General features: G+C 33.2%; 26 protein-coding genes. 14 read left to right on the top strand and 12 right to left on the bottom strand.

The genetic code is table 11. The features are described 5' to 3' along the window. Position 1: 1 nt before the first annotated feature. The 4 genes from Q0972_RS06885 (at position 2) to Q0972_RS06870 (ending at position 3324) form a co-directional block, all read left to right on the top strand. Positions 2–1009, top strand: coding sequence for a kelch repeat-containing protein (locus Q0972_RS06885; protein ID WP_299364115.1), 1008 nt, complete (start codon positions 2–4; stop codon positions 1007–1009). A gap of 167 nt (positions 1010–1176) precedes the next feature. Then, positions 1177–1515 carry a DUF4907 domain-containing protein gene (locus Q0972_RS06880; RefSeq protein ID WP_299364112.1) on the top strand — a complete coding sequence of 113 codons (339 nt, stop codon included), beginning with the start codon at positions 1177–1179 and terminating at the stop codon, positions 1513–1515. A gap of 17 nt (positions 1516–1532) precedes the next feature. Next, complete coding sequence (locus Q0972_RS06875) at positions 1533–2612, top strand: sensor histidine kinase (RefSeq protein ID WP_299364111.1); 1080 nt, start codon at positions 1533–1535, stop codon at positions 2610–2612. After that, positions 2593–3324, top strand: a complete 732-nt coding sequence (locus Q0972_RS06870) for a LytTR family DNA-binding domain-containing protein (RefSeq protein ID WP_299364110.1) — start codon at positions 2593–2595, stop codon at positions 3322–3324. The genes Q0972_RS06875 and Q0972_RS06870 overlap by 20 nt, the downstream gene beginning before the upstream one ends. A gap of 60 nt (positions 3325–3384) precedes the next feature. Here the strand turns inward: Q0972_RS06870 and Q0972_RS06865 are convergent, their stop codons facing one another. Both Q0972_RS06865 and Q0972_RS06860 read right to left on the bottom strand, forming a co-directional pair. Continuing rightward, positions 3385–3963 carry a TlpA disulfide reductase family protein gene (locus tag Q0972_RS06865; RefSeq protein WP_299364107.1) on the bottom strand — a complete coding sequence of 193 codons (579 nt, stop codon included), beginning with the start codon at positions 3961–3963 and terminating at the stop codon, positions 3385–3387. A 145-nt stretch (positions 3964–4108) separates the two neighbouring features. Next, entirely contained in the window at positions 4109–4903 is a 795-nt protein-coding gene (locus Q0972_RS06860) for a LytTR family DNA-binding domain-containing protein (RefSeq protein WP_299364103.1), read from the bottom strand. Between the two features lie 211 nt (positions 4904–5114). On the opposite strand from Q0972_RS06860, the gene Q0972_RS06855 reads away from it, so the two are divergent. The 4 genes from Q0972_RS06855 to Q0972_RS06840 all read left to right on the top strand — a co-directional run bounded on the left by Q0972_RS06855 (position 5115) and on the right by Q0972_RS06840 (position 7669). Next, positions 5115–6257 carry a hypothetical protein gene (locus Q0972_RS06855; RefSeq protein ID WP_299364102.1) on the top strand — a complete coding sequence of 381 codons (1143 nt, stop codon included), beginning with the start codon at positions 5115–5117 and terminating at the stop codon, positions 6255–6257. A gap of 139 nt (positions 6258–6396) precedes the next feature. Further along, entirely contained in the window at positions 6397–6873 is a 477-nt protein-coding gene (locus tag Q0972_RS06850) for a hypothetical protein (RefSeq protein ID WP_299364100.1), read from the top strand. A gap of 50 nt (positions 6874–6923) precedes the next feature. Further along, positions 6924–7472: a hypothetical protein gene (locus tag Q0972_RS06845; protein WP_299364099.1), complete on the top strand. Its 549-nt coding sequence runs from the start codon at positions 6924–6926 to the stop codon at positions 7470–7472. Beyond that, the gene (locus Q0972_RS06840; protein ID WP_299364098.1) at positions 7469–7669 is read left to right on the top strand and encodes a helix-turn-helix transcriptional regulator; all 201 of its coding nucleotides are present in this window, start codon (positions 7469–7471) and stop codon (positions 7667–7669) included. The genes Q0972_RS06845 and Q0972_RS06840 overlap by 4 nt, the downstream gene beginning before the upstream one ends. Before the next feature lie 218 nt (positions 7670–7887). On the opposite strand, the gene Q0972_RS06835 is transcribed toward Q0972_RS06840, so the two are convergent. From Q0972_RS06835 to Q0972_RS06820, 4 genes are all read right to left on the bottom strand, one after another. After that, the gene (locus Q0972_RS06835; protein WP_299364096.1) at positions 7888–10104 is read right to left on the bottom strand and encodes a choice-of-anchor R domain-containing protein; all 2217 of its coding nucleotides are present in this window, start codon (positions 10102–10104) and stop codon (positions 7888–7890) included. Positions 10105–10310: 206 nt separating this feature from the next. Further along, on the bottom strand, positions 10311–11438 hold the full coding sequence (locus Q0972_RS06830) for an alpha/beta fold hydrolase (RefSeq protein ID WP_299364093.1): 1128 nt from the start codon (positions 11436–11438) through the stop codon (positions 10311–10313). A 464-nt stretch (positions 11439–11902) separates the two neighbouring features. After that, positions 11903–12652 (bottom strand): CPBP family intramembrane glutamic endopeptidase, encoded by a 750-nt coding sequence (locus Q0972_RS06825; protein ID WP_299364092.1) that lies wholly within the window; start codon positions 12650–12652, stop codon positions 11903–11905. A gap of 329 nt (positions 12653–12981) precedes the next feature. Continuing rightward, complete coding sequence (locus Q0972_RS06820; RefSeq protein ID WP_299364091.1) at positions 12982–13890, bottom strand: AraC family transcriptional regulator; 909 nt, start codon at positions 13888–13890, stop codon at positions 12982–12984. Positions 13891–14342: 452 nt separating this feature from the next. Between Q0972_RS06820 and Q0972_RS06815 the strand changes: the two genes are divergently transcribed. Further along, positions 14343–15017 (top strand): hypothetical protein, encoded by a 675-nt coding sequence (locus Q0972_RS06815; RefSeq protein WP_299364090.1) that lies wholly within the window; start codon positions 14343–14345, stop codon positions 15015–15017. Between the two features lie 97 nt (positions 15018–15114). Then, positions 15115–16080 (top strand): hypothetical protein, encoded by a 966-nt coding sequence (locus Q0972_RS06810; protein WP_299364089.1) that lies wholly within the window; start codon positions 15115–15117, stop codon positions 16078–16080. A gap of 216 nt (positions 16081–16296) precedes the next feature. Here Q0972_RS06810 and Q0972_RS06805 read toward each other — a convergent pair whose 3' ends face one another. The 5 genes from Q0972_RS06805 to Q0972_RS06785 form a co-directional block, all read right to left on the bottom strand. Then, complete coding sequence (locus Q0972_RS06805) at positions 16297–16608, bottom strand: hypothetical protein (protein WP_299364087.1); 312 nt, start codon at positions 16606–16608, stop codon at positions 16297–16299. 140 nt (positions 16609–16748) lie between these two features. Then, on the bottom strand, positions 16749–18248 hold the full coding sequence (locus Q0972_RS06800; RefSeq protein ID WP_299364086.1) for a S41 family peptidase: 1500 nt from the start codon (positions 18246–18248) through the stop codon (positions 16749–16751). A 22-nt stretch (positions 18249–18270) separates the two neighbouring features. Continuing rightward, complete coding sequence (locus tag Q0972_RS06795) at positions 18271–18963, bottom strand: hypothetical protein (protein ID WP_299364085.1); 693 nt, start codon at positions 18961–18963, stop codon at positions 18271–18273. Position 18964: 1 nt separating this feature from the next. Beyond that, a complete protein-coding gene (locus Q0972_RS06790; protein WP_299364084.1) occupies positions 18965–19774 on the bottom strand; it encodes a HEAT repeat domain-containing protein in 810 nt (269 codons plus the stop codon). Positions 19775–19779: 5 nt separating this feature from the next. Further along, positions 19780–20310, bottom strand: coding sequence for a sigma-70 family RNA polymerase sigma factor (locus tag Q0972_RS06785; protein ID WP_299364083.1), 531 nt, complete (start codon positions 20308–20310; stop codon positions 19780–19782). Positions 20311–20586: 276 nt separating this feature from the next. Between Q0972_RS06785 and Q0972_RS06780 the strand changes: the two genes are divergently transcribed. The 4 genes from Q0972_RS06780 (at position 20587) to Q0972_RS06765 (ending at position 23790) form a co-directional block, all read left to right on the top strand. After that, positions 20587–21159: a hypothetical protein gene (locus Q0972_RS06780; protein WP_299364081.1), complete on the top strand. Its 573-nt coding sequence runs from the start codon at positions 20587–20589 to the stop codon at positions 21157–21159. A gap of 176 nt (positions 21160–21335) precedes the next feature. Next, positions 21336–22304: a hypothetical protein gene (locus Q0972_RS06775; RefSeq protein WP_299364080.1), complete on the top strand. Its 969-nt coding sequence runs from the start codon at positions 21336–21338 to the stop codon at positions 22302–22304. A 5-nt stretch (positions 22305–22309) separates the two neighbouring features. Continuing rightward, a complete protein-coding gene (locus tag Q0972_RS06770) occupies positions 22310–22759 on the top strand; it encodes a hypothetical protein (RefSeq protein ID WP_299364078.1) in 450 nt (149 codons plus the stop codon). A 2-nt stretch (positions 22760–22761) separates the two neighbouring features. Further along, on the top strand, positions 22762–23790 hold the full coding sequence (locus Q0972_RS06765; RefSeq protein ID WP_299364076.1) for a helix-turn-helix transcriptional regulator: 1029 nt from the start codon (positions 22762–22764) through the stop codon (positions 23788–23790). An 85-nt stretch (positions 23791–23875) separates the two neighbouring features. Here Q0972_RS06765 and Q0972_RS06760 read toward each other — a convergent pair whose 3' ends face one another. Continuing rightward, entirely contained in the window at positions 23876–24994 is a 1119-nt protein-coding gene (locus tag Q0972_RS06760) for a serine hydrolase (RefSeq protein WP_299364073.1), read from the bottom strand. Positions 24995–25000: the final 6 nt, after the last annotated feature.

Raw genomic sequence — 25000 nt, 5'->3', positions numbered from 1 at the left:
AATGAAACGAGGAACAGAAATTAAATTACTATTCATAGCATTATCAACTTTACTATGCTATAACTGTAACGATGATGATGATGATGATGATAAAATTGGCAATTGGGCTGAAAGATCGACTTTTAACGAAGAACCCAGAAGTAGTTCCGCAGCTTTTACCATTGGAGACATAGGCTATATGGGAACAGGTTACGACGGTGATGATTACCTAAAAGATTTTTGGAGCTACGACATGAACACAAACTCTTGGCAACAGCTTGCGGATTTCCCAGGGGTAGAACGCAGTTCGGCCACTTCCTTCACCATTGGTAATAATGGGTATATAGGCACAGGATTTAATGGAGATTTAAACCAAGAACTCGGTGATTTCTATGAGTATAACGTTTCGACCAATACATGGAATCAAATAGCCAATTTTGGTGGAACACCAAGATATGGTGCAGTAGGATTTGAATCTGACACTAATGGTTATGTAGGTACAGGTTTTGATGGGGATGGGGATAAAAAGGACTTTTGGAAATATGATCCCTCAACTGACACATGGGAAGAAATTTTTGGATTTGGAGGAGATAAAAGACGAGATGGAGCCACATTTAAGATTGGTACCGATGTCTATTTGTTGTCTGGTGTAAGTAATGGGATATTAGAAGAAGACTTTTGGGTATTTGACACCATAGACGAAACTTGGACAGTTCTAGATGATCTCGACGACGACGATGATGATGATTTTATAATGAGAGCTAGCGCTGTAGCATTTAGCCTCAACGGTAGAGGATATTTAGCATGCGGTGAGATTTCTGGCACGGCTATTCCTTTTGTTTGGGAATACAACCCAGCTACTCAAGATTGGATAGAACGTACTGAATTTGAACGGACAGCAAGACGCGATGCGGTAGCATTTAGCAACGGAAACAGAGCATTTGTTGCCCTTGGCAGAAATGGTACATTATATTTAGACGACAATATGGAATTCTTTCCTACAGAAGCGCAAGATGATGACGATAACTAATAAATAAGATTTTTTGAGTTTTTATTGTTGATAGTTAGAATTGGTCTATTATGTTTTAAAATGTGCGATTAATAGCCAATTTAAGTCAGGTGGAATAATCTAGCAATTGTTATGAAGCCTGACTTTTTCTTAATCGATTAAAACCCATTATTCATTAAAGACAACAAATGAAAGAAGCTTTAAGATATGTGTTTATTTTCTTTGTAATTTCAACATCAGTTTTTTTTATAACCTACCTAATGTATGAAGATGAACCTGCTAAGGTAGGTGATTTGTATTCTTTAAATGTTGTACAAGAAGATAACAGCTGGATCTATGAGATTAGCAAAAATGATCAACTTCTAATAAGGCAAGAATATATACCAGTTATAGAAGGTAAAAAACCATTTAAAACCAAGAGGGATGCAGAAATAATTGGAACGCTGGTCATCGACAAATTATATAAAAACAATAATCCCACACTTACGATTGGCGAAATTATATCTAATAATATTAATTTTAATTAATATTTGTTTACTAAAAAATGGCTGTATTTAAGAAATATGTAAATTTCAAAGAGCTTTCAATTCACTTATTTGTTTGGTTATGCTTCTCTCTAATACCCTTAACGACTGCATCTTCATTAGATTTTGAAAAAGTGCCAGCAGAAGTGTATTACAAACTGCCACTAATGCCAATATTGTTTTACACCAATTATTTTATTCTAGTCCCCAAACTATTGCTCAAAAAAAGGATTTTTATCTATATTTTGGCTTCTGTGCTATTCTTATCCGCCTTTAATTATCTAATGGTAAACGTACTACCTCATTCCGCTTTTGCCCCCATAAATAATCAAGTCATCAAAGATCAGATGATTAAACGGCAAATGAGTATTCCACTTTTAAAAGGCATACGCTATGCCATGCCACTGGTGTTTTCATTATCTATTTTTTTGCTGGGTGGTATTTTTAGCTTGGTGATTGATTTTTATAAACGAGAACGACTATCTAAATCTATGGAAAATCAACAAAAAGAAATGGAGCTTCAGTTTTTGAGAACACAACTGAACCCTCATTTTTTATTTAACTCGCTCAACAGTATCTATTCCTTGGTAAGAAGTAAGTCTGATGATGCCTCAGAGGCCGTAATAACACTGTCCGAGCTAATGCGCTATATGCTTTATGAGGTTGGAGAGACCAAAGTACCTTTGGAAAAAGAAATAAATTATATAAAACACTATATAGCGCTTCAGCGTCTTAGGTTAAAAAATACAGAGAATGTAAAGTTGAATGTTCACGGAGATACAAAACATTTAAAGATTCATCCATTACTCTTGATTTCCTTTATTGAAAATGCTTTTAAATATGGTACCGACTACCAAGGCAATACCAAGATAAATATTGCAATTTCAGTAAAAGAGAATCGTTTATTTTTTAATGTAGAAAATATTATTGGCCTCTATAAAAAAGATGAAACCAACTCTGGTGTTGGTTTGAAAAACATTGAAAACCAACTTAATTACCTTTATAAAGATAGTCACCAATTAATCACTAAGATTGAAGATGGTTATTACAAAGTAGATTTATCGCTAAAACTAGAACAAGATGACATGCATAATAATTGACGATGAGCCCCTAGCAATCGAGGTCATTGAATCTTACTGCAATGCAATGGGCTCATTAACAGTAATTAAAACATTTACCAATGCCATTGAAGCCATTGAGTTCTTAAATGGTAACACTGTAGATTTGGTTTTCTCCGATATTGAAATGCCTCAAATTTCGGGTATAGATTTCATAAAATCCATAGAAAACAACAGACCGTTTTTTATTTTCACTACAGCTTATCCAGAATATGCCCTTGAAGGTTTTGACTTAAATGCAACTGATTATTTAGTTAAGCCTATACCTTTCCCAAGGTTTATTAAAGCAATTAATAGGGTAAAAGAATTAATGAATCTCAGTTTAAGGCATAAGAACTTAGGCCAACCATTAGAAAAAACAGAAAACAAAAAATCTACTCAAGACTCATATATTTTTATTAAATCTGAGTATGAAAATCTAAAGATAAACCTATCCGATATATATTACATAAAAGGTCTAAAGGATTACTTGAAGATTAATCTATTAAACTCTAAGCCTGTTTTAACGCTTATGAGTTTCAATCAAATCCTTAGCAAACTTCCCGATTATATGTTCATTAGGGTGCATCGATCTTACGTCATAAACGCCAACAAAATTACCTCAATCCAGAAAAATAAAATCATTATTAATAATGAACGTATTCCGATAGGTGAAAGTTATAAGTCTAAAGTCTACGAGCGTTTTGGAATTTAGTATTTATCTTAACTTTAAGATTCTATATGGGGATCAGTTACGATTAGCTCTTTAAACGCTCTATTCCTCACTAAGATAAGCCTCTAGTTTATTCTTAAATGCTTTGCCCGAGGGTTTTGGGAGCTCTTTATCTATGATTTTACCTTCTGGATTTATCAAGACATATTGAGGTGTTTGAGTTATAAATCTATAGTTACCTTCATTCGTCTTAATTATTTTAACGTTCAGATTAAAAATGTCGTTTTCATATGTAAACCCACCGTAAAAGTGTGGCAATCCAATATCATATTTATTTGCACTTTTTTTATAACGCTTGTAATCCCTATCTACCGAAACCGCAATAACTTCAATTCTGGTTTTGTTCTTATTATAAAATTCTCTCAAAAATGGAAACTCTTTAATACAGTGCGCACAACCTGTTGACCAAAAGTCAATCAACAACCACTTACCTTTAAAGCTGCTATAATTAACTTTATGACCATTACTATCAATGACCCACGCATTGATTGTGTCGAGTACTTCACCTTGTTTTACACGATCTAGTTTTTTGATGATAAGCTTTTCTTTTTCAGCTTGAGTCCATAGCGAACAATGAATAAGCACTACCATTATAGATAATATTTGAAGAACTCTTTTCATTTCTTATTAATTCATTTAACCATTTCAATTCAAAAGAACGAAACTGAAGTTTTTTTCTAAAGAAAAAAAAACAGCTTAGTGATGTTTAACTAAATAGAGGGAAGACTGAATATCAGATTAACTGTAGATGTCTTTGATTATAATACTATTGGCTATTGTATTGCTCCCATTTTGATATAAAATCAGAGCTATACTTTCTGCTCACCCGAAGCTTTGTATTATTATCTGTTAATGTTAGTTCACCTCCTTGACTATTAATTTTAGCATACTTTACAGCCAACAAATTAATAATAACCGACCTATGAATTCTGGTGAAATTTATATCTAATTGGTTTTGAAAAAAAGTAAGGCTTCCCCTTAAAAGTTTTTTATGCAACTCATTGCTTTCCAGAAATACTACTTCTGTATAATTATCTTCACTTTTAAGATATAGTAGATTCTTATTTGAGATATTTAAAAATTCTGGCGTCTTAGTATCAGAAGATAAAACAACTGTGTAATTATTTTTAGGTTTGTTCGATTTAAAGACAATTACCATAAGCAAGAAGAATGGTAATATTGCTATTAAGAAAACCCGATATAATACCAAAAGAAAAGTATTTAGAGTCATACTATCTACACCCAACCAAAGACTTCGACAGATAAAGATAGCTATAGCAACTATAAACAATTCAATAAAGTACCAGTAAACAGCTGTATAAATACCCTTTTTCAAATACCTTTTTATTAAGGGTTTTAAATAGCTTTCCGAAGCAAAAAACACCATCGAAGCTGTTAGAGCGTAAGATGCTACTCGAGCAATTCCAATTAATTCAAAACCATGCTTTATATCACCAAAAGGCTCAAAAAAGAATAAGATAAAAAATGTAGCAATAAAGATCAAAAGCGTCAATCTCAGCACTAGCAAACGATCTTCAATAAGTTTTATCTTAAGATTCAAATTATTAGCCTTATTAGATATTCTGCGTTTTACAGAAGTTAGTTAAAAAATACAAAAAACAATGAAAAAAGAAAACCTCAAATTTTACGAGTAAGCAGCAAATACATATGAAGTATAGATGAATCAAATAATTAATTTTTAAATAAAACATAAAATTTTTATTGTTTTATATCATAATTTATTATTTTTAGACTAGAAAATTATTTTAATTATGCTAAGACAAGTCCATTATTACTTATTTTCAAGTCTTTTGCTGATTTTATTCGTCCTAACACCAAAAACACCATCTACAAAGCTTCCCCAAACAGTTTCAATAAAAGCGAAAATAGTCAGTAAACCATGCAACTGCGATTCTTTATGGCTAAAACCAGAGACGAAAGCTTTTGTCGAAGCTCTAGAAAATACGACATCAAACAGCTATAACATTTGGAGAGGCTACAATGTACAAGACGGAATCTATATTTTAAACGCGGGTATCAATGCCGACAGCTTGTATTGTTTGGGACTTTGGAAAACGGGTAAAAAAGTTGACACCCTATGTTCTAGGGATGTTCCAAAATTACTGACACCTCTCTATAGCTATTACTTAAACTACGAAACTCCAATTAGGCAAGACTCCATATTTTTTAAAACAGCAAATGAAAGTCCTCATTTTGACAATTGGATGAGAGCACACCATATCGAATCCGCCATATATATGCCCACTTTATTTCCAAAATTTCCATTTAAAATTCCTGCTAAAACTAAAGCTCAATTGGCAATTCATGAAGCATTTCACACAGAAGTAATGCTTAAGTATTGGTATACTGGGAAAGCTAAATGGCCAAAATGGGATCATCAACCAGATAGAAAGAATCTACCAACTTGTTATACCTATAACCCAACAGTTTCTCAATTAATTACAGAAGAACAAGTCGCACTTGCCAAAATGTTAGAATCGCTAATCATTAGAGACCGAAAAAATGCCATTAAACTTGGTAATGATTTTTTAGATATAAGAAAAAGAAGATATGCCGAGCTAGAAACTGTTAAAATAGATCTAAAAACAGGAATCTACGGTGACTGTGAAACCGCAGAAGCCATGATGGAAATAGAAGAAGGACTGGCAGATTATGCAAGTTGGTCCATAATGTACGAGATGGGCATTTTCACAAAAGAAGAGCTTATTAAGCGTTACAATGCAAAACAGAAAGCCAAATACTACCTTTTGGGATCTATGATGATGCATGCCATGTGCCTTATGAATGGAGATCCCAACGTCATCATCGATAGTATCATTACCTCCAAATCTGTTGAATCTGGCAATCTTACTTTCCTTTTTTCAAAGGAACTAGAGCAATACAAAAATCAATAGCTATGAAACCCAACCTCAGGAAACCCATTATAATTTTACTTAAGTTAACTTGTACAGTCATCTTTTTAGTTGGCATTGGTATTATTTGTAGTTTTAAAATATTTGGAGTAAGTAATTATATATACTAAAAGATAATTAGATGATGAAGATATGGTTACTATATGTGTTTTTGGTGTCCTTCGCGGTCTATTGGGCTTCAAATTTAATTCTTTGGTTTCCTTGGAGTGTGAGCGAGGTTTTGGGCATGACCCTAATGCTCACTGTTTCTCCAGTGATTTGGGCTTATTCTACCTATCAGTCTTTAAGGACTTATCCTTTTGACAAGCCTTATCATTCCGCAATTATCGTTAGTCTTTTCTTTTTGGTGGTTTCGGTAGTCTTCGACTATATCTTTTTTGGACATATCCGTGGTGCGATGGAAGAGCTTTATCACCCCACTACTTTTTACGGATACGGATTTGTGCTCTCAGTACCTTTTTTGGCAATTGCTTTTTTCGGCAAAAGTATTCGTGCAAAGCGAAAAGATCTTTCAAGTAGAGATTTACGTAAGGTCTTTTATGTTGGACTAATGTGCTTTTTGTCCATTGCTTTAATCCTTCTATTTGAAAAAATTTAAGTAAAAATAAACACTATATTTGAAATCATATGGAAGCTAAAACTAACAGAATGCTCTATTGGTCCAACATTCTTTGCAATATCATTATTGTAGTTAATATTTTTATGTTTGCTTTATTACTTTTAATTGTTGTATCTAGTTTTTTTACAAATAAATATAGCAACTATGTAGCCTTGATTGATGGTGTGAAAGCTGGTTTTGGAACAACCAACCTTAAATTTATTTCCTTTGATACCGAAAAAGTCGTTGTACTCAGTAGTTTAACCAGTGCCATGAAAATTTGGTTTATTCTACGCAACTTGGTTTTTACAGTTATTATTATAAAAGTGATTCTAATAATTAAAAAGGTTGTTAAATCTATTAAATCCTTGAACACTTTCTATATGGGTAACATCGCTTATTTTAAGCATTTGGCAATTCTTGGCTGGATAGGTGCTTTTTTCAGTGCTTTTAATTTTTTAACTGGTGACGAGGATTACTCTATGATTCATTTTACCATTCCCTTTGGGCCTATCGCTTTTGCAATCGCTTGTTTAATTCTATCCCATGTTTTTGATGAAGGCAAATCCCTTCTTGATGATAAAAATTCGATTGTATGAGGATTGTCATTAACCTGGATGTCATGATGGCAAAACGAAAAATGCGATTAAACGAACTTTCCGAAAAAGTAGGTGTATCAGTAACAAATTTATCTCTATTAAAAACAGGAAAAGCGAAAGGTGTGCGTTTTTCGACCTTAATTAAAATCTGTGAAGCTTTAGATTGCAAACCGGGAGATATTATCGATATTGAATAAACCCTTTAGTCAAAAAAGAGCACGTTCTATACTTAGCATTAAGTATTAATTGAAAACGAAAAACAAATTGAAAAACGCATTTAGAGATTTCTAAATGCGTTTAATAAAATGGTCATCGATTATTTAAATACAGAATTAGGTTTTACAAACCATTCTTAACCATGAAAATCACCTGTATAAAACTGTTCCATTTTCTTAACTAGATTGAAGGACAGCTTCTATTTAGTTATAATTAGTTTTTGCGAGGATGTATTGAAGCTGGCAATGGCTTTAACAAAGTATAATCCTTCATTTAAATCTCCAATATATATAATTTCCTCATTAAAATTTAAATTAAATCGCTTTACTATTTGCCCCAATTGATTAATTATTATAAAATCACCGCTATAATCAGATTTGATTTTAATTTCTGTTTTTGCTGGATTAGGAAAAATTGAAAATCTAACTTCATCTACAATTGAGCTGGTACTTAAAGCACCATCATCGTCCGTATTGTCAACACTTACAGCCTGGGCAGCAAGTCCATCGAAGGCATCGTCACTAAGTGCTGCATCTACAGATAGGGTAACATTGAAGGTCTGTGTACCGTCAACTATAACGTCATCTACTCCCGTAACGGTAACCGTCTGTGGGGTGTTCCAATTGGCCGTGGTAAAGGTAAGGCTCGAAACATCAACCATGCCCTCGCCCGTATCGCCGCTCATCACATCGATCACGACATCGCTGCTTGGTTCTGCATCCAGGACAACGGTAAAAGTATCCGTTGTACCTGCTTCGGAGGTCTCGGTGTTCCCCAAGCTCTCGACTACGGTGAAGCCCGCTAAATTTGAAGTTGTATCACTCGCTCCAAGTCCAGTTGTTTCATATGCTTCAATCCCTACACAATCATTATAAGCATAGATTCTAAAAAAATAGGTGCTTGCAGGATCTAATCCCGTTACACTTACAGATGGTGATTCAGACAATCCAAAGTAAATTGCTTGTTGTCCTGAATTATTCCAACTTGTATCTACCAAAGGTTCACTACCTTCAGTTGGTGGAGAAAATGAATCTGTATCATTAATGTAGACTACATATCCTGAGGCTCCATCAATCGGAGCTGTAAAACTCAATAGTGTTAATGAAGAAGAGGTTTTAGATCCAAAGACTGGGCTTGTTGCCTGATTAATTGGTGCCGAACAATTTACAATACCTTCCACCGCTAAATCTAACATCGGTCCAGGTAAGTTAGTCCCATTATTAAATACCCCTGTTGTTGGGATAGTACCGCCAGTTCCTGTATTGCCATTATCTGTTGCAAAATCCCAGCTTAAAGAGCCCGATACATGAGTAGCATGTACATAATAGCTAGTATTAGCAGAGAGGGTTGGATTTGTAGATGACAAAACTCTTTGATAGCTAGATGTGGAACTACTGGAGGAAACATTTCCTAAAGTTTCAATCAAGTTACCTGCCCCATTGCCTGATGCATCTCTAATGGAAATCGATACCGTTCCGGTACCAAAAGCTTCAATGGTAATTGCTGTTAGGGTAACGTCATTATCACCCACTATAAATTGTTGAACCCAAGTACTTGATGAAGTTATAGTACCTTGATTACTCCGATCCGAATTTCCAAGGCTGTTTACGATATAGCGAGATTCTGATAACCCTGGATTAGGTATGGTTGTAAACGTTTGTGCAGTTCCATAAGAAGTCCCGGTTTCATTAGTAGCAAAGGCTCTATATGTGTAATTAGAATTCCCTTCTAAGCCAGAAATGGCTTCATCATAATAACCAATACTTCCCGTGTAATCAAACGCAGTTTTACTCACTCCTGTTCCTCCGATTGTAGGATTACTGTTTACGGAAGTTAAAGAGACTACAACTCCCGCTTCTGATATTGCACCACCTCCATCAGAGGAAATATTGATATCTGGTATTGCAGCATCTTGGGTAACAATACTGATTCCGCCAGTAGTTACTGTCGGTAAGGCAGCAGCTGCATCGGTAGTGAAAGTACTAATATTTCCTTCACCTGATCCATCTGCATTAATTGCATAAGGTTTTATTGTATAACCTGTGGAAGGTGTAAGTCCTGTTACATCTATTTGAAAAATATTGTTTGTTCCCGAAAAAATTATTTTAGTAACATTTCCGCCTCCAACTTCAGCAAGGGTGGGAGTAGGATCAACAGATGTTATAGAATAAATGAAACCTCTTTCAGTAATAGTTGATCCTCCATCTGAATTGATAACACCTGTCCATCGTGCGGTTGTAGCTGTAATATTCTCGACAACTGAGTTTCCCACTACTGGTGCGGCAAACATAGAATTCCTAGTATTTAACGGCAAATTATCCACACAATTTGTGGCATTGAGAAGGTTTGATTTAAAACCTATTGTAGAACTCAATAAAAAAAGAGTCAGTAAAGTAAATGGTAGTTTTAATTTCATAAGGCTAGTATTGTAGATTAATAAGCTCTCAATAAACTTCTTATTTAAAAACTAGAGTATTCAAATATTGCTTTTTTTAAAATCAAAAATGTTCTTGTACTATTTTAACTTTTTGTTCTTAATGAAGGGGTTTCATGAGAAATAAACATGCTCTTATTAGAGAAAATAAGATAACAACCTCATATTATGATATAATGATTGCGTCATTAATTATTTAAAATATCCATTGCTATTCCCATCCCAAATAGACCACTAGTATTATGGTTTCCCTGAACCTCAACAAGATTTGTCGATTTGTTCCTTTTTTTCATTTTTTGATAAAACTCATTCATGATATCAAAGGGTACATCCTCATCTGAACGACTGTGAACAAAAGTGAGAGAAATACTGGTTTTGAAGGGTTTTAAACTGTGTTTATTAAGTTTTCTTGATATTTTTCTATATAGTTTGCCTTTAGGATTTCTAATCTCAGGTTTTACAAACTCTTCAATGTTCTGCGGTGTTTTTTTTGTTAATTCTTCCAAAGAAATTTTTCCTTTTGAAAAATCGGATACCATTTGGCTAAAAGGGTTATGGAATAAGTTAGATGTACTCATTTTCCAGTAGTTATGGTTATGAACTCCTACTAAATATGGAACATAGGCTGAATGTGCAAATATTTTTTGATTTAGCACGTACTGTAAGTTTTGTACCAAGTCTGTTGGTCCGCCTATGGAAATTGTATTGTGAATTGGGGTATTCTGAAAAAGTCCTTTTCTATATTTTTCTGCAAATGATAGGGCTAAATGTCCTCCTTGTGAAAAACCGATAATGCTTAGCTCGTTTTTGAATTGTATGCTTTGTTGCTCCAAAACATTCAATCCATTTGTAATAAAGTCTTCTAAATGCTTTAATGCATTTGTTTTGTCAAAATAAGCGGGTAATTGACCTTCACTTATTCCATAACCTAAATAATCTGGCAGAAATGTAATGTAACCATTGAGTGCTGGAAGTGCCTCAATATGCAAAGGATTATTCCAATTAGAGCTTACATTTTGATTAAATTGTGTTCCATGACAAAAAATAACAATTCCAGGATTTTTTTGATTTAAAGGAAACAATATACTCCCACTTAGCAATACTTCTTCACTTTTCATAGTACTTTTGTAAGTGAGTTTAAATGCCTTAATACCATTTTTTACATATTTAGCGAAAGGCTGATAGTTCTCATTGGATACTATAACGGGTTCAATTTGCTCAAGGGTGAACTCGTATAATTGTTCGCTTGATGCTGTATTTTGAGCTATTGAGTATTGAGATAACAGAAATAGACCAATTATTAGTAGTTTTTTCATGTGGTGTTTTTGTTCAAGTTTTATACAAACAAAACCCACAAAAATGAACTAATCAACTCAAATAATTATTTGAAACTCTTTTTTTCAAATGTTTAGACCAAGAGTTTTCTAAAATATCTGACTCAATCTGGTTGATTTGGGATTTTCAGACCAACTTAAAGATATCTCTTTGAATACCAGAGGTGTGACTTAATGGTTGGTGAATGGTTAACTCACCTATGTTAGCGTCTTTAAAATATTATAGATGCTTTTGTTCGTTATCATCTAAATCTAATCGATTGTTCTATTATAACTGAAGTACGTAATTGGCTGTAAAGTACTTGGATCAATGGTTGTCACCATAACCGCCAATGATCTGTAAACAAATTGTTTTCTGCTTTGTTTAATGACGTTAACTTTTATTACTATTTGTCACAGATATATTTTCTTGTGTCTTAAAAGTCATCATGTACTTTAAGCTACATTTATTGCAAAAACTCCATTAAACCGAATACAGCTCCAAGAGTGTTGGCTAAACAATGTATTATAACAGATAGGAGAAAACTCCTCTTCCACCAAATTATATAAAGCCACGGTATACTCATTAGAAAAATAGACAACATATTTTGAGGCTGCCACAAATGAAAGAGCGCAAAGAAAAGCGCTCCTAAAATGGGTGCATAAATCTTATAACGGGCTAGTCTAGGCAACAAGAAACCCCTAAAATAGATTTCTTCGACTATTGGATGTATTAATCCATCAATAAGAATCACCATTATTAAGGTGATGAGTATATTCCTTTCTGAAATAGCATCAGGAATTACATGTGGACGCAAGAACCATTGTGGCAAAAAATCTGAGAGTAGATTAGAAATACGACTAGAAACAGGTTGCAAGGCAGTAGATATTATTACCGCTAGAATAACAACTATAATTGGATAAACAACATATTCCCACCAGCGTAATTTTTTATTAAATAGTATAATTGAGGTGAATATTTTAATCTTGTTTTTTTTCGATAAATACATTAAAAACAAAATTGGAGCTGTTGCACCAATAATTAAAAAGGATGTTGTTAGTGCCGTCTGTGCATAAAATCCAGTTTCTACAAAACTATTGTAAGTAATTAAATAGAAGCATAAGATTAAAATACCGGGAGCCAGATGAAGAACTAGACTCTGGAATAAGTTGTGATCTTTGTTAATTGGATTAATGATGTTAAAAGTCTTTTCCATGAATTATCATATTAATTGATTAATGTAAGTGTGGTTTGAAATCAGATTCTTAACTCAACAATCTGAACTTACCAACAAACCTCCAATTAAAAAAGCAAGAATTACATCTAAAATCGTCCGGGATTATAATTTAGAACTTATTAGCCACAACATTTATGAAATCACGATTCCGTTCAAATCAAATTTTGTGTTACTCTTATTAAGTGATAATATCTGATTAATCAAAGAACAACGGTATTAAAATATTACTAATTGCATTCTTTGTTTAGCTCCTAGGCAAAAGGAAAGCCCAAGCAATGCAGGCATATCAGGAACTATTAAGGTACTATTTAAACTTCTATTTGTACCTGATTGAAGATTTTCTGGCTGGGACTATGGCCATAGACATTCTTAAATTGTTTGTAAAATACAGAATAATCAGAATATCCATAATGATTAGCTAATTCAATAAGCGTATAATTGTTTGCAGTGTTGTTCTCTATTTCTTTAACCAATCTTTCCAATTTATTGAGCACATAATATCTGTGTGGCGTAATACCATAAAGCACTTTGAACAATCTTACCAAATGAAATTTGGAAAGACTTGACACAATTGATAGTTCTTCAAGGTTAAAGGGGTTTCTAAGATTAGAGTTTATATAATCTTTTGCTTTCTCAAGTCTTCTGAAAGTTTCCCTTCTGTCACTCAGTTTTTTGTTTCTTAGGGTGTTTATTCTCTTTTGTAATGTATTTTGGGAAAATAAAAGACATCCCGATAATTCATAAAAGAAATCGATCGTTAAGATATCTGCCTTATTGTTTAATAACCTGTTAAAGTACCATTTAAGTCCAGGGTCAATATTCTGTACGGAATCAAAAAAACTAAATCCAGAATTCCATTTATCAAAAGGTTCTTCTAGAAATGTTTTAAAACTCTTCACCCCCTGAATACAATCTTTAATAACTTCTGGATTTATGAAAATAGATAGTGCCTCACCGTCTGCAACTAGCATTGACGTTTCCGAAGAATCGTTGACGATAAGCATTTTATTTTTGTCTACAATTTTGCACTTGCCTTCAACAATATACTTTTCTCGACCAGAGTGCACATATTTAATAGAGAAGTTAGATTTGTAATCTATGGTATCAAAACCCTTAGGCGTCTTACCGTAAGAAGAATATACTTCATTTTCAAACCGCTCTGGGAAACTAGCTGAAATGTCATTTCTTAATCTAACAATGTTTTCTCTAACCTGCATTGACCTCAAGAAGTCTTAATTTTTGAATTAATGAAATTTATATTTAAAGACTTAAACAAAATCTAAATATTTCATTTTGTTATTAGCTAATAATCAATCGTGAAAAGGAGCCTTTATTTCTCGTATTAATATGCTATACGCTAATTTAAGACAAATTTGGTCTTTTCGAAAAAGTGATGTTAAATTTAAGCTTTTTTTGTATTGAAAAATCTTAACTATTATAACCAATCTATTCGCCTTTGACAAATTAAAAAAGCAACAATTGAAATGATTTAAATCCTAACATTTTTTATCATCATATATTATTTTAATTGATTTATACTATGAGTAAAACGCATTCAAGGAAAAATTTAAATCTTGTTAGGATATTGGCCTTAGTACTCGTATTGTTTTATTCTTGTAACCGTCGAATTAATGTCAAAACTATTTCTTTTGACTGGCTTGGGAAAGCTATGAGTATACCAAGTGATTACAGTTGTATAAACTACTACGTAATTAAAGATTCTCTTAATAAACAAATAGGCTCTATGGTTTTTTATACAGAATTGAGAGACAATAAGGTAATATCTATAGACACCTCAAAGTTTAACGATGGCAGCATTCATGAGACCGCCAAGATGACTTATGATATAAAAAAGAACATTTTATCCTCTTTAAAAACTGATATCAAAACAAGAACAACTTCTATGAATATAGACTTAGAGAATTCTACAGAAAGGATACAAGGACATTACAAGTTCAATAGAAATGGGAAAAATATCATTGATAGAAAGGTCGATTCTGTTATCCGGTACGATATATTTAGAGAAGAGCTTTACATGTTAGTAAATTTAATGTCCTTAAAAGATGGAGATAACATCAATTTTAAGATGCTTTTTTCAGATAATCTTCAAACAACAGTTGCCAATTTATTCTATGAATCATTTGAAAAGGTTAAGGTGCCTGCGGGGGAGTTTAATACCAATGCATTATATTTAGATACAGGTGGGATAATTGATAATAGAATCTGGATTAATACAGCAGCACCAAATCAGGTTGTTAAGTTTTATATACCTGGACAGGGCTTGAGCATCGAATTAATTGAGAATAGCCGAACCAATTCAATAAATAAGGTTAAACGTCAATAGTTTGATACAACTATTGTAAAATAAATGTCACTGGATTTTAAGTTTTGTGTAATTTGACACATGACTTTAGTTGAATAATAAATCTAAAAGTCGTCTAATGAATACTGTTTTTGATATGCCAATAAAACATGGAAATCTATTAAAGGTTAAGTTTATTCTATCTGTATTTTTATTCTTGATGGTTTTAACCACATCCTCGAGCCAAGAAGAATCGTTCAATTTAGATTCACTTTTTTTGCAAACAATACCTAACAAATCCTATTCTAAGTCTTCTGGACCTCTGGTTTATATCGATAAGGGGCATAATAATTATCATACTTTACAAGATCGATTTAAGCCTTTTGGTGAATTATTAGAATATGATGGCTATAAGGTGGATGAGCTAGAGGATATTTCGTCGCTTAATCAAAACCAACCAAAAGTATTGGTCATCGCAAATGCTATAAGCGAAACTAATGTGTCTGATTGGAATTCTCCAATATTGCAGGCATTTTCGGAGCGTGAAATAGATACAATTGTTACCTGGGTAAAAAATGGAGGTTCACTTTTGTTGATAGCCGACCATTTTCCTTTTCCAGAAGCTATATCAAATCTATCTAAAGCATTTGGCTTTACTTCATCCAATTCTTTCGTAATAAAAAAGGAGTCTAAGAAAGGTTGGTATAGTTATACTAAACATGAAAAAACCTTAACAACAATTGGTACAGAGATCATCGGTAAACCAAAATTAGATTCGATTATGTCCTTTACGGGTCATTGTTTTAAAATAGAGAATAAGTCTGCTATTTCAGTTTTCGATTTAAATAATGATTACATGGCAATATTGCCAAAGAAATACACAAATAATGGCAGTGAAGATATCGTTATGATAAGTGATTTAACCGATTGGTCACAAGGAGCAGTAGCTACTTTTGGCAAAGGAAAGGTGGCCTTTTTTGCTGAAGCAGCCATGTTTACCACTCAACTATATGGAAAGGATAAAGTTCCAATGGGTTTTAATGCTCCTCTGGCCAAGAACAACACGGTTTTTATACAAGGTATACTTAAATGGTTGACTAACTGACGTCTATCGGTCTAATGGAAAAGTATCTAGTGGTAGTGTAGCAAATTTATTTTTAAAGGAACAAGCTGGATTGCGTTTCTGACATAAGGTCAGAGCTATTAACCGAACAACCTCATAAAACAGTCAAATACAACACAATCAACTAGCAACCCAGCTTTCGTTGTCCCCTTTGTGCAATTTTAGATCAATTAGTTAAACTACTTATCCACTAATGTGTTATTTCAACGATCTATGGATTATAATTAAGCATGGCATCTTGAACAACTCTTTTAGAACGATGCACCTTAATATTAGTTGTACAACCTTGGAAAGATGATGATTGGTATCCTCAATAACTTTAAAATGGCCATTGCCGGGAGCCACTTGATTTATGGCTTCGGCAATGACACTCACTCCATCATCTCCACCTATAGCTGTTAAATCGGAACTTCCGTAAAGAGCTAAGGTTGGTATTTTAATGTCTTGATGTTCTTTTAAAACATTAAGACCGTTCAGACTTTTCAGAAACCGTTGATCACGCCAACACAAGGAAAACAAAATAGCTGACCATTGGGTTTCAAATATTGCTAATTACAAAAATGTCATTTGTAGAACCGAATGGTAAGGAAGATTTGCTTTTCATAAATTTGTAATTGAAGCATCCCTTTTAACAGCAACTAAAACAAAAACTATTCATCATTCAAAACATAATTCACCAGTCTATCATGGTTAATTAAAAACGCTTTACTGTAAAGATCACCTGGATAGGTCGTTCTTAGGTGATAGTCTTCTATGGTCATAGGCATCTCTACTTCCACCTTATTATGTGAAAAATCTTGAACTGATTCTACTCCAGAAAAATCCAACATTGGTTCTATTCTAAATATTAAGCTAGAGTGTTTCAACTTAAAAAATAATGGATCTGTTTGCAGACCACCAACTAAATCAGTGGTAGCTCCAACCGAAACTAATTGATCGCTATGCAAGCAAAAGTTTGAAAAATTACCTGCCGACGAATAAATAAAGCTATCTTGGAGTACATAAATTTTTCCCTTATGCCTGATAGATTTTTCGCTGGGTAGTAATGTAAATTCTTTGAATGATTCTGTCCAATAGATTTGATTATCTAGAAGCGAAATTCGTTCTGCTTTAACTGCCTTGCCATTATTGTAGTGACTGAGAACTTTAGGGTTATGTTTATACTTTAGATCTATGTGAAGACTTATTTTATCTGAGATTAAATGACTAAGAACACTTCTCCAACACACATCAGTTCCTCCACTATTGCCGCGAATATCAACTATAACTTTTTCAAAATCTCCGTGAGCTTCATTTAGGCTGTCTATTTTTTTAATGATTGATTGTCCTTGCTTTTTATCCATAAAAGGCATACCTATATAAAGTGTTTTACTGTGCTTGAAGTAGATAGCCTGCTCTTTTTTCTGAGATCCATAATAAACTTCCCTCAAGGGCTTTACTTTTAAACTCACTGTGTCTTTTAGGGAGAACCCAATTGTTCTTATTGATGATTTATCTTCAATAGTTAATGAAAAATCATCATCTCCATAATGGTAAAACCATTTGTTATATTGTTGATTAAGAGAATTATTAATATAGACAGGCCATACTCTAGAATAATCTTGGGATATAAAATCTTCAATTTTCCCATCATTATACGCAATAATTTTGGCGCCTTTTTTAATTCTTAAATCCTTATAGGTAAAGTCCGCATAGACTTTGTAATGGTTATTCTCATAAATGATGGGAATTAACAAACTACCTAAGGTTTCCCCGCATTTATCTTCTAGGTCTTTTATATGTTCGAAACTCTGATCGTCTTTAAAATTGAACTTTTTTTGATACTTCCCCCATTTTTTTAAATAGCTGTAAGGCATAAAGCTACAGTGCATATCTTGAACAAGGCGTAAGGATTTATTGATAATAGATTTAAACTCACAAATTGTGGTTTCTTCTGTTATTTGATTTCTTAGGTTTAAATACTCATTATCATAATCGATGCCAAGCCTTACTGCATTGAGATCTTTATGTACTGCAAATGCATTAATGTACTCTATGGTTTCATCAAAGTCTTCTAGCATTTGCCGTTTCGTTAAAAGTAACTCTTGACAGATACCATTAAGCGAAGACAATAAGAGAAGTATTAGTAGGTATAACTTACTATTTTTCATTTTATCTTGGTATTTAAAGTTGTTAGTTTTTCGGTAAGATTGTAATTGTGCCAAACGCAGAAAAAGAGATTAAAATATCTCCACCTTTATTTAATTTATAGATTTCATCTAATTGACTTTCAATGATATTTAAACGTTCGTCCATCTCAACACCCCCAAATTGAGAATGTATATTTATATCTGCATTTACCGCCTTGTCAATTTTTAGGGTGATATTTCCAATTGTTGAAGCCAGCAAATTTGCACCATTATGATCTATTTCAATATCTCCCATACCCACAACCTTAGTTTCTAAATTTGCATTCATGGGTATAAATAGTTCTATTTGAGTTCCAACGATCAAAACCTTTTCTTTATAAGCCCCTTGTGGCTTATAGTCTGACGCATCTTTCTTGTAAACATAATGAGCTGTTTGATTTAATACTTTTCCGAGAAGATTGTGCTTCCCATTAGCGTTTGTGATTTGAAGTTCAAAATCATCATTTTTAGTTAAGCCTTTTTCACCAGTCAAATCTACTGAGGCTACAAGTTTTATAGAGTCCTTTTTCCAATACCTTACATTAACTACATCAACATAGTCCAATTCAAGATATATGTTATGGCCCAGAATGTAAGAGGTTGTTCTTTCAAGGGTTCTAACCTCATTCTGAGAACATATTTTATTTATTCCTGAAATAAGTGCTATAAACACTACGGCAATTTTAAAATAGTTCATCTTATATGGATTTTGATTGAAGAATATCACTGTAAATAATTTTAAATTCGGGGCTTGAAGATCCGCTGTTATATATTTTGTAAATCTCATTTTTGGCGGCGTCCTTGTCTAAAGAGATGAGATTATCAATTAGAGTTGCCAGTACTAAAAATTCCTTTTCATTCCTAATAGCTTTAATAATTATTGGAACTAAATCGATATTTTGACTAAATGCCATTAACGATTTTCCTGCAGCAATTCTAACATGCAGGTTGTCGTCATAAAGCAATTTATTCAAAAGGATACTTACAATTGCATCATCATTATCATTAACAGATTTTAAGGTATGTATTGCCTGAATTCTGTCCGTAGTCGATACACTTCTAAGTTTTAACTCTGTTAACTCTATATTTAGACTCGCTATCTTTTGATCGTATGCATTTAACTGATCTTGCAAACCTGTGTCAGACTTTAAATTATATCCAATGATGCCACTAATAAATACAACCGCAAAAATTATGGTTAATTGAGTTAGGTTTCTAACAGGAAATATTTTTTTCAAAAAGAACTCTAGATTCAGAAGATTAAAATCAGCGTTTTTCTTATCGACTTGCTTTGAAGACAGCATACTATAAAACCCCTTTTTAATTTCGGTTTTGGGCGTGTCATCCAAATTGTTTTTTAAGGATTGCCAAAATGTCTTTAAGTCGTTAAATTCTTTGTTTTTAATAGGATTTGTTTTTAAAAAGTCATTAAACTCTTGCATCTGCTTTGTGCTTAGTTCGCTTCTTATATAATCCATTGCTCTTTGCTCAAATTCTATATCTTTCATCGTTATTAGAGTTTATTATAAATTTCACGTAAATCGCCTATTGCCCTGTGCAACCTAACTCTAGCATTATTCTCAGTAATTTTTAAAACCAATGCTATATCTTTTGATGGCATATTCAGATAAAAACTCATTGTTATCAACTCACGTTTTTCGTGTGACAAACGAGATAACGCTTTTTGAACTTGGTTTATCGACTCTTCATTATCATACGGCAGATCTTCATTTCTATCAGCTTTGCTAAGAATGAAATCATCACCGAGTATGTTTGTCTTATTCTTTTTATATGCATCAATTCTAGAATTCCTCGCAATCATATACATCCAGGTTCTAAAGCGCTTGTTTTGATCATAAGATTTCTTGTACTTAAGAATTCTGTAAAATACTATTTGGGTAAGATCTGAGCTTAAATGAGGATCTGAAGACGTCTTTAAAAAAAAATTGTACAACTCCATATGATAACGTTCAAAAAGCAGCGCAAGCCGATCTACATCTCCTTCTTTAACTTTATGCATTATAATTTCATCCGATACATTCATAAGATTGTCATCTCTTTTTTAATATATACTTGGATTTTAATCAAACATTACAAAAATTTTACACAAAAGTTTTTGCCGACCATCGTTAATGTAAATAATTGCTATGCTTTAGTTGATAATTTCATTCTATTAAAGTCTGAGTCATTTCCTAAATAAATTCAGTACATTTAAATTGTGGAATTAGAGTAATGATCTACATTTAGTACCACTGATGAAATATTGTTTTAGTATTTTGTCTATAAATCATTAACCAACTTGTTTCTAAACAAATGATTCATGAAAGAAGGATTAATAAAAGATGCTTATGAGCTAATCATTAAAGAAATACAAGCTGTAATAAGTATTTCTTATGTTGTCGCGGTTGGCATAGGGATGATGTTTAGTTATAAAAAGTATTCGGAATTTGATATAGACATATTTGATTATGGGGATATTTTTGATTTCTTAATGACACCATTCTCTGAGATTTATGTACTTACCTTTTCCTTACTGTCGATTTTTTTTGTGTTCATCCTTTTTAAACTAGATTCTATTTGGAAGAGAAAATGGCCTAGATCGTACTCCTTTCTTAATTTCGGAATGGACAAACGAAGTTGGTTTGGTCTATACAGAAATGGTATGTTTTTAATTAGTGCAATGCTTTATCTGTATCTATCAGCGACCATTTATGGAAAATACGCCAAAGAAAAGGTTCTTAATCAAAAAGAGATTACGGTAAGGCTTGTCGATAATGAAGTAAAAACTGGCAAATTAATCGGTAAAACCAACAATGTCATTTTTTTACTTAAAAAGGAAGATGTTTATGCTATTCCCATTTCATCATTGGTTAAGGAAATAAAAATAAGATGATTTAAATAGCCATCTTACCGCAAAGAAAACTATCAGTAATTAGTGATACAACATGGTTTTTAAAAGGCGTAATCATTTTTTAATCCCTTTTTAACTCTATTATCATTCATTTTTAAACGCATTGAATAATGTTGAGTTCATAGATTTGTTAGTCTTACTTTTAAAAGCTCTTTTCAATGAAAAACACATTATTGTTATTAACCGCCTTTCTTTTGGTTTATGTTTTAAACGGTCAGGACATGGAAGACCTAGAACGCGGTATTCTCATGAAGGTTAATGCCCAACCCGATAAGGGCTTTCATTATGATTACTTGATTTTTCTTCCTAAGAACATAGAAAAAGACAAAAAGCATTACCTGTTGGTTGAAACCAATAATACGGGGTTCCCGACCGATTCTTCTGAACTGCATGAAAGAAGTGCCAAAAAGCTTGCTAGCGGGCACTATTTTATAGGAAATTGGGTTTCTCAAAAAATGGGCATTCCACTCGTCGTTCCTATTTTTCCGCGACCACAGAGCAAGGCTCTGGTATACACTCATACTTTAGATAGAGATGCCATTCTAATCCAAGATGTAAAATACAAAAGGTTAGACCTTCAATTGATGAGGATCATTGAGCATGCCAAGGATGTATTAAGGCAGCGTGATTACAGTATCCATGAAAAAATATTTATGAACGGATTTTCTGCATCAGGCTCATTTATCAACAGATTTGCATTTTTGCACCCAGAAATAATTAAGGCCTTAGCTACAGGAGGGCTAAACGGTATTTTAATGTTACCACAAGAACAATTGGCAGGCAAAGAACTAAATTATCCATTAGGAATAAAGGATTTTGAAGCTATAATGGGCACTCCATTTGACTTTGATGCTTATAAAGATATTTCCCAATTCATCTATATGGGCACTAAGGATACAAATGATGCTGTTAAGTATGATGATGCATACAATAATAAAGAAAGAGCGATTATTTATCACGCATTGTCCGAATCCATGCTTCCCGAGAGATGGGAAAAATGTCAACTTATATATAAACTACATGGTGTAAATGCTGAGTTTAGAACTTATGACCATGTCGGACATGGTACACCCTTCAGTGTATTATGGGAAATAGTAGAATTTTTTAAACGAAACAATAAAATATAGTTGCTATGAATCAGTTGGTAAAACATATCACAAAGCTAGTATTGCTTGTTTTAATGCTGGGACCAGTGATGGCTCAAAACACTAACCATAAAAATATTACAAGAAATATTGAGGTTTCAAGACTTTCTGAAACTACTATTATTGATTTTGAAATTACAAAAGAGGTGAGCAGTTTTATGCTAAGTGTAAGCTGTAATATCATTTATGGTGAAATGGCAGTGGAAATTCATGCTCCAAATGGTGAACTCCAGGGAAACTTTGCCGTCAAGAGTATTTTGAGCTATTCCGATATTGAAGACAAAAAGCCAACAGATAAGAATTATATTTCTGAAGCTGTCTCGGGTCAATTGAATAAAACATTTAATGCCCCACAAACTGGAATCTGGGAGATTAAAATCATACCGAGGCAAGCAAGAGGTCACATAACTATTAGTAATGATCAAAATTTGTTTTAACGGTGCATTTTACATTAAATTACTTTAAGGGCATATTCTTGATTTTAGTGTTAGTATTAAATGCTAAAATCTTTTCCCAAGAAAAGGTGCATGCCATAAGTGGGCTTCTGGAACTAGGGCCTTCATGGCGCCCAACGGTTTACTTGTCCCACATTAAGTCTTTTGATGATTTGTATACCATTTCTAATGAAATGATTATTGCAGAATCTAAAATTGATAGTCTGGGGCGGTTTTCTATTCCCACCAATTATCTTATTGAGCAAGATCAACTTTATAGGATTCATATCTCCAAAAAAAGTGATCCTGAGGCTTCTTTAATCATAGGCGGAAGTGAAGAAAACCACATATTCATCATTGCCAATAGAAACTCCGATATTGAGATCGTCAGTCTTGGAAAAGAAAAACTGCTTAACCTCATTGAGATTAAAGAACATCTGCCAAGTCAATCCCTACTAAAAATTGATAAAATATACCATTATAAGGACAGTACAGATTATGGCCTGTCCACATTAAAAAAAGAGTTTGTTGTAAAGGCAATTAATGAAAAGCTAAGGTTTGTGGCAGATACCAGTAAGCATCCTCTAGTATCCCTGTATGCCTTGCATAAGAGTGATTTTAAATCTAACTACTCCTTAAACAAGGCCTTTTACACAAATTATTTGGATAAATGGTCCGAGGAGGATTCCAATTATTTCAAGGTTTTTAAAAATCAACTACCAACGAAAAAAACTAAGAATTACCAGCCATATCTGGTAGGCGTATTATCCTTTGTATTAGGGTTCTTGACGCATTTCTTGGTTAAAGAAAATAAGGCCAGAGCGCGAAGACGCTTAAAATCTTTAAGTGTTCAGGAGCGAAAAATCCTTGGCCTGCTTCAACAAGGCAAATCCAACAAAGAAATATCTGAGGAATACCACATCGAAATCAATACTGTTAAAACCCATATAAGAAATATTTACAGCAAACTGAATATTAAATCAAGAAAAGAAGCTTTAGAAATTAAATCAGACAACCTTGATTTAAAGCGTTAATCATTCATTTTAAAAAGTCTTTAATTCTTATCGTGTATACAGATTTTAATTGACTTAATGCCACTAGCAGCAATATCAAAAAACGTTAGTCTTTAACCGCAGGAAAAAGATATTTGATCGCAATCTCTATGGGCTGTGTCTGTGATAGCTCTGAGTTGTAATTGCCGCCTGTAAATACAAACACGGCATTTTGTTCTGGAAGTACCCAAATAATCTGCCCACCATTTCCAGTAGCAGCGTAACCACGTAATCCAGGTAAAAAATCAGGTCCTTTTTCAACTACCAAAACCATATATCCATAAGATAAAAGAAAAGGTCCCATTGCACCTCCGTTAACTTGCTTAGAAGATAATCGCTTAACCCATTTCTCGCTTAAAATGCGCTTGTCTCCCCATTCGCCTTTGTTTAGGAGCATAGTACCAATTTTAATCATGTCCCTTGGTCTAATACTAAGGCCAGCGTCAGCAGATACTAAGGTTTGTGTTCTATTTTTTTTCCAGTTATAATTTTGTATGCCTAGCGGATTAAAAAGATGTTGTTCTGCAAACAATTCAAGGGGTATACCAACTGCATTTTGAACAACTGCAGCTAAGATATTAGACACGCCTCCACTATAATTAAACACCTCACCAGGAGTGGCTACTACTTCTTTTTTTAGGGTATATTCTACCCAATCCCCATAATTGTACATTTTATTGTCGTCGTTGTTTTTATCTTCATAAGGTATATTGGTTTCATTCCAATCAAGTCCAGTAGACATACTCGCTAAATGATGAATCTTAATTTTAGCATTGTTTTCATTCTTGAGGTGTTGATAGTTTGGTAAATAATTAAAAATACCCTCTTCCACAGATTTAATATAACCCTTGTCAATAGCTATGCCCAAGAGTAGTCCAGTGACACATTTAGAGATAGATCGAAGTTGGTGTAATTGGTTGATATCATATCCATCAAAGTATTTTTCAACAAGAAGCTTATTGTCCTTTAAAACCAGAACACTATGAATATTTTTATAGCTGCCAGATTCTATCTCGCTTATGAGGTTTGCAATTAATAACGTATCGATGTGTTGTCTTGAATTCCCAACTACAATACCATCATCTGTCATTTTTGGATTGAGATAATCGTCATTTTGAGCGAATAAACTAGGATTGAAAGCTAACGTTAGGAATAGGACACAGAGTCCTCTATAGAATAGATTCATAATATT

It is taken from the genome of Winogradskyella sp. (assembly GCF_028282165.1).
Taxonomy (GTDB): Bacteria; Bacteroidota; Bacteroidia; order Flavobacteriales; family Flavobacteriaceae; genus Winogradskyella.
Note: the sequence above shows the minus strand (reverse complement) of the source record. Positions and strands in the feature narration are given on the sequence as shown.

Coding starts and splice junctions, on each gene's coding strand:
- Q0972_RS06770 (WP_299364078.1), top strand. CDS start 22,310: ATGAATCAGTTGGTAAAACATATCACAAAGCTAGTATTGCTTGTTTTA.
- Q0972_RS06845 (WP_299364099.1), top strand. CDS start 6,924: ATGCTCTATTGGTCCAACATTCTTTGCAATATCATTATTGTAGTTAAT.
- Q0972_RS06820 (WP_299364091.1), bottom strand. CDS start 13,890: ATGCAGGTTAGAGAAAACATTGTTAGATTAAGAAATGACATTTCAGCT.
- Q0972_RS06880 (WP_299364112.1), top strand. CDS start 1,177: ATGAAAGAAGCTTTAAGATATGTGTTTATTTTCTTTGTAATTTCAACA.
- Q0972_RS06815 (WP_299364090.1), top strand. CDS start 14,343: ATGAGTATACCAAGTGATTACAGTTGTATAAACTACTACGTAATTAAA.
- Q0972_RS06810 (WP_299364089.1), top strand. CDS start 15,115: ATGAATACTGTTTTTGATATGCCAATAAAACATGGAAATCTATTAAAG.
- Q0972_RS06790 (WP_299364084.1), bottom strand. CDS start 19,774: ATGAAAGATATAGAATTTGAGCAAAGAGCAATGGATTATATAAGAAGC.
- Q0972_RS06795 (WP_299364085.1), bottom strand. CDS start 18,963: ATGAACTATTTTAAAATTGCCGTAGTGTTTATAGCACTTATTTCAGGA.
- Q0972_RS06835 (WP_299364096.1), bottom strand. CDS start 10,104: ATGAAATTAAAACTACCATTTACTTTACTGACTCTTTTTTTATTGAGT.
- Q0972_RS06825 (WP_299364092.1), bottom strand. CDS start 12,652: ATGGAAAAGACTTTTAACATCATTAATCCAATTAACAAAGATCACAAC.
- Q0972_RS06885 (WP_299364115.1), top strand. CDS start 2: ATGAAACGAGGAACAGAAATTAAATTACTATTCATAGCATTATCAACT.
- Q0972_RS06775 (WP_299364080.1), top strand. CDS start 21,336: ATGAAAAACACATTATTGTTATTAACCGCCTTTCTTTTGGTTTATGTT.
- Q0972_RS06850 (WP_299364100.1), top strand. CDS start 6,397: ATGATGAAGATATGGTTACTATATGTGTTTTTGGTGTCCTTCGCGGTC.
- Q0972_RS06800 (WP_299364086.1), bottom strand. CDS start 18,248: ATGAAAAATAGTAAGTTATACCTACTAATACTTCTCTTATTGTCTTCG.
- Q0972_RS06865 (WP_299364107.1), bottom strand. CDS start 3,963: ATGAAAAGAGTTCTTCAAATATTATCTATAATGGTAGTGCTTATTCAT.
- Q0972_RS06855 (WP_299364102.1), top strand. CDS start 5,115: ATGCTAAGACAAGTCCATTATTACTTATTTTCAAGTCTTTTGCTGATT.
- Q0972_RS06830 (WP_299364093.1), bottom strand. CDS start 11,438: ATGAAAAAACTACTAATAATTGGTCTATTTCTGTTATCTCAATACTCA.
- Q0972_RS06780 (WP_299364081.1), top strand. CDS start 20,587: ATGAAAGAAGGATTAATAAAAGATGCTTATGAGCTAATCATTAAAGAA.
- Q0972_RS06840 (WP_299364098.1), top strand. CDS start 7,469: ATGAGGATTGTCATTAACCTGGATGTCATGATGGCAAAACGAAAAATG.
- Q0972_RS06875 (WP_299364111.1), top strand. CDS start 1,533: ATGGCTGTATTTAAGAAATATGTAAATTTCAAAGAGCTTTCAATTCAC.
- Q0972_RS06760 (WP_299364073.1), bottom strand. CDS start 24,994: ATGAATCTATTCTATAGAGGACTCTGTGTCCTATTCCTAACGTTAGCT.
- Q0972_RS06870 (WP_299364110.1), top strand. CDS start 2,593: ATGACATGCATAATAATTGACGATGAGCCCCTAGCAATCGAGGTCATT.
- Q0972_RS06785 (WP_299364083.1), bottom strand. CDS start 20,310: ATGAATGTATCGGATGAAATTATAATGCATAAAGTTAAAGAAGGAGAT.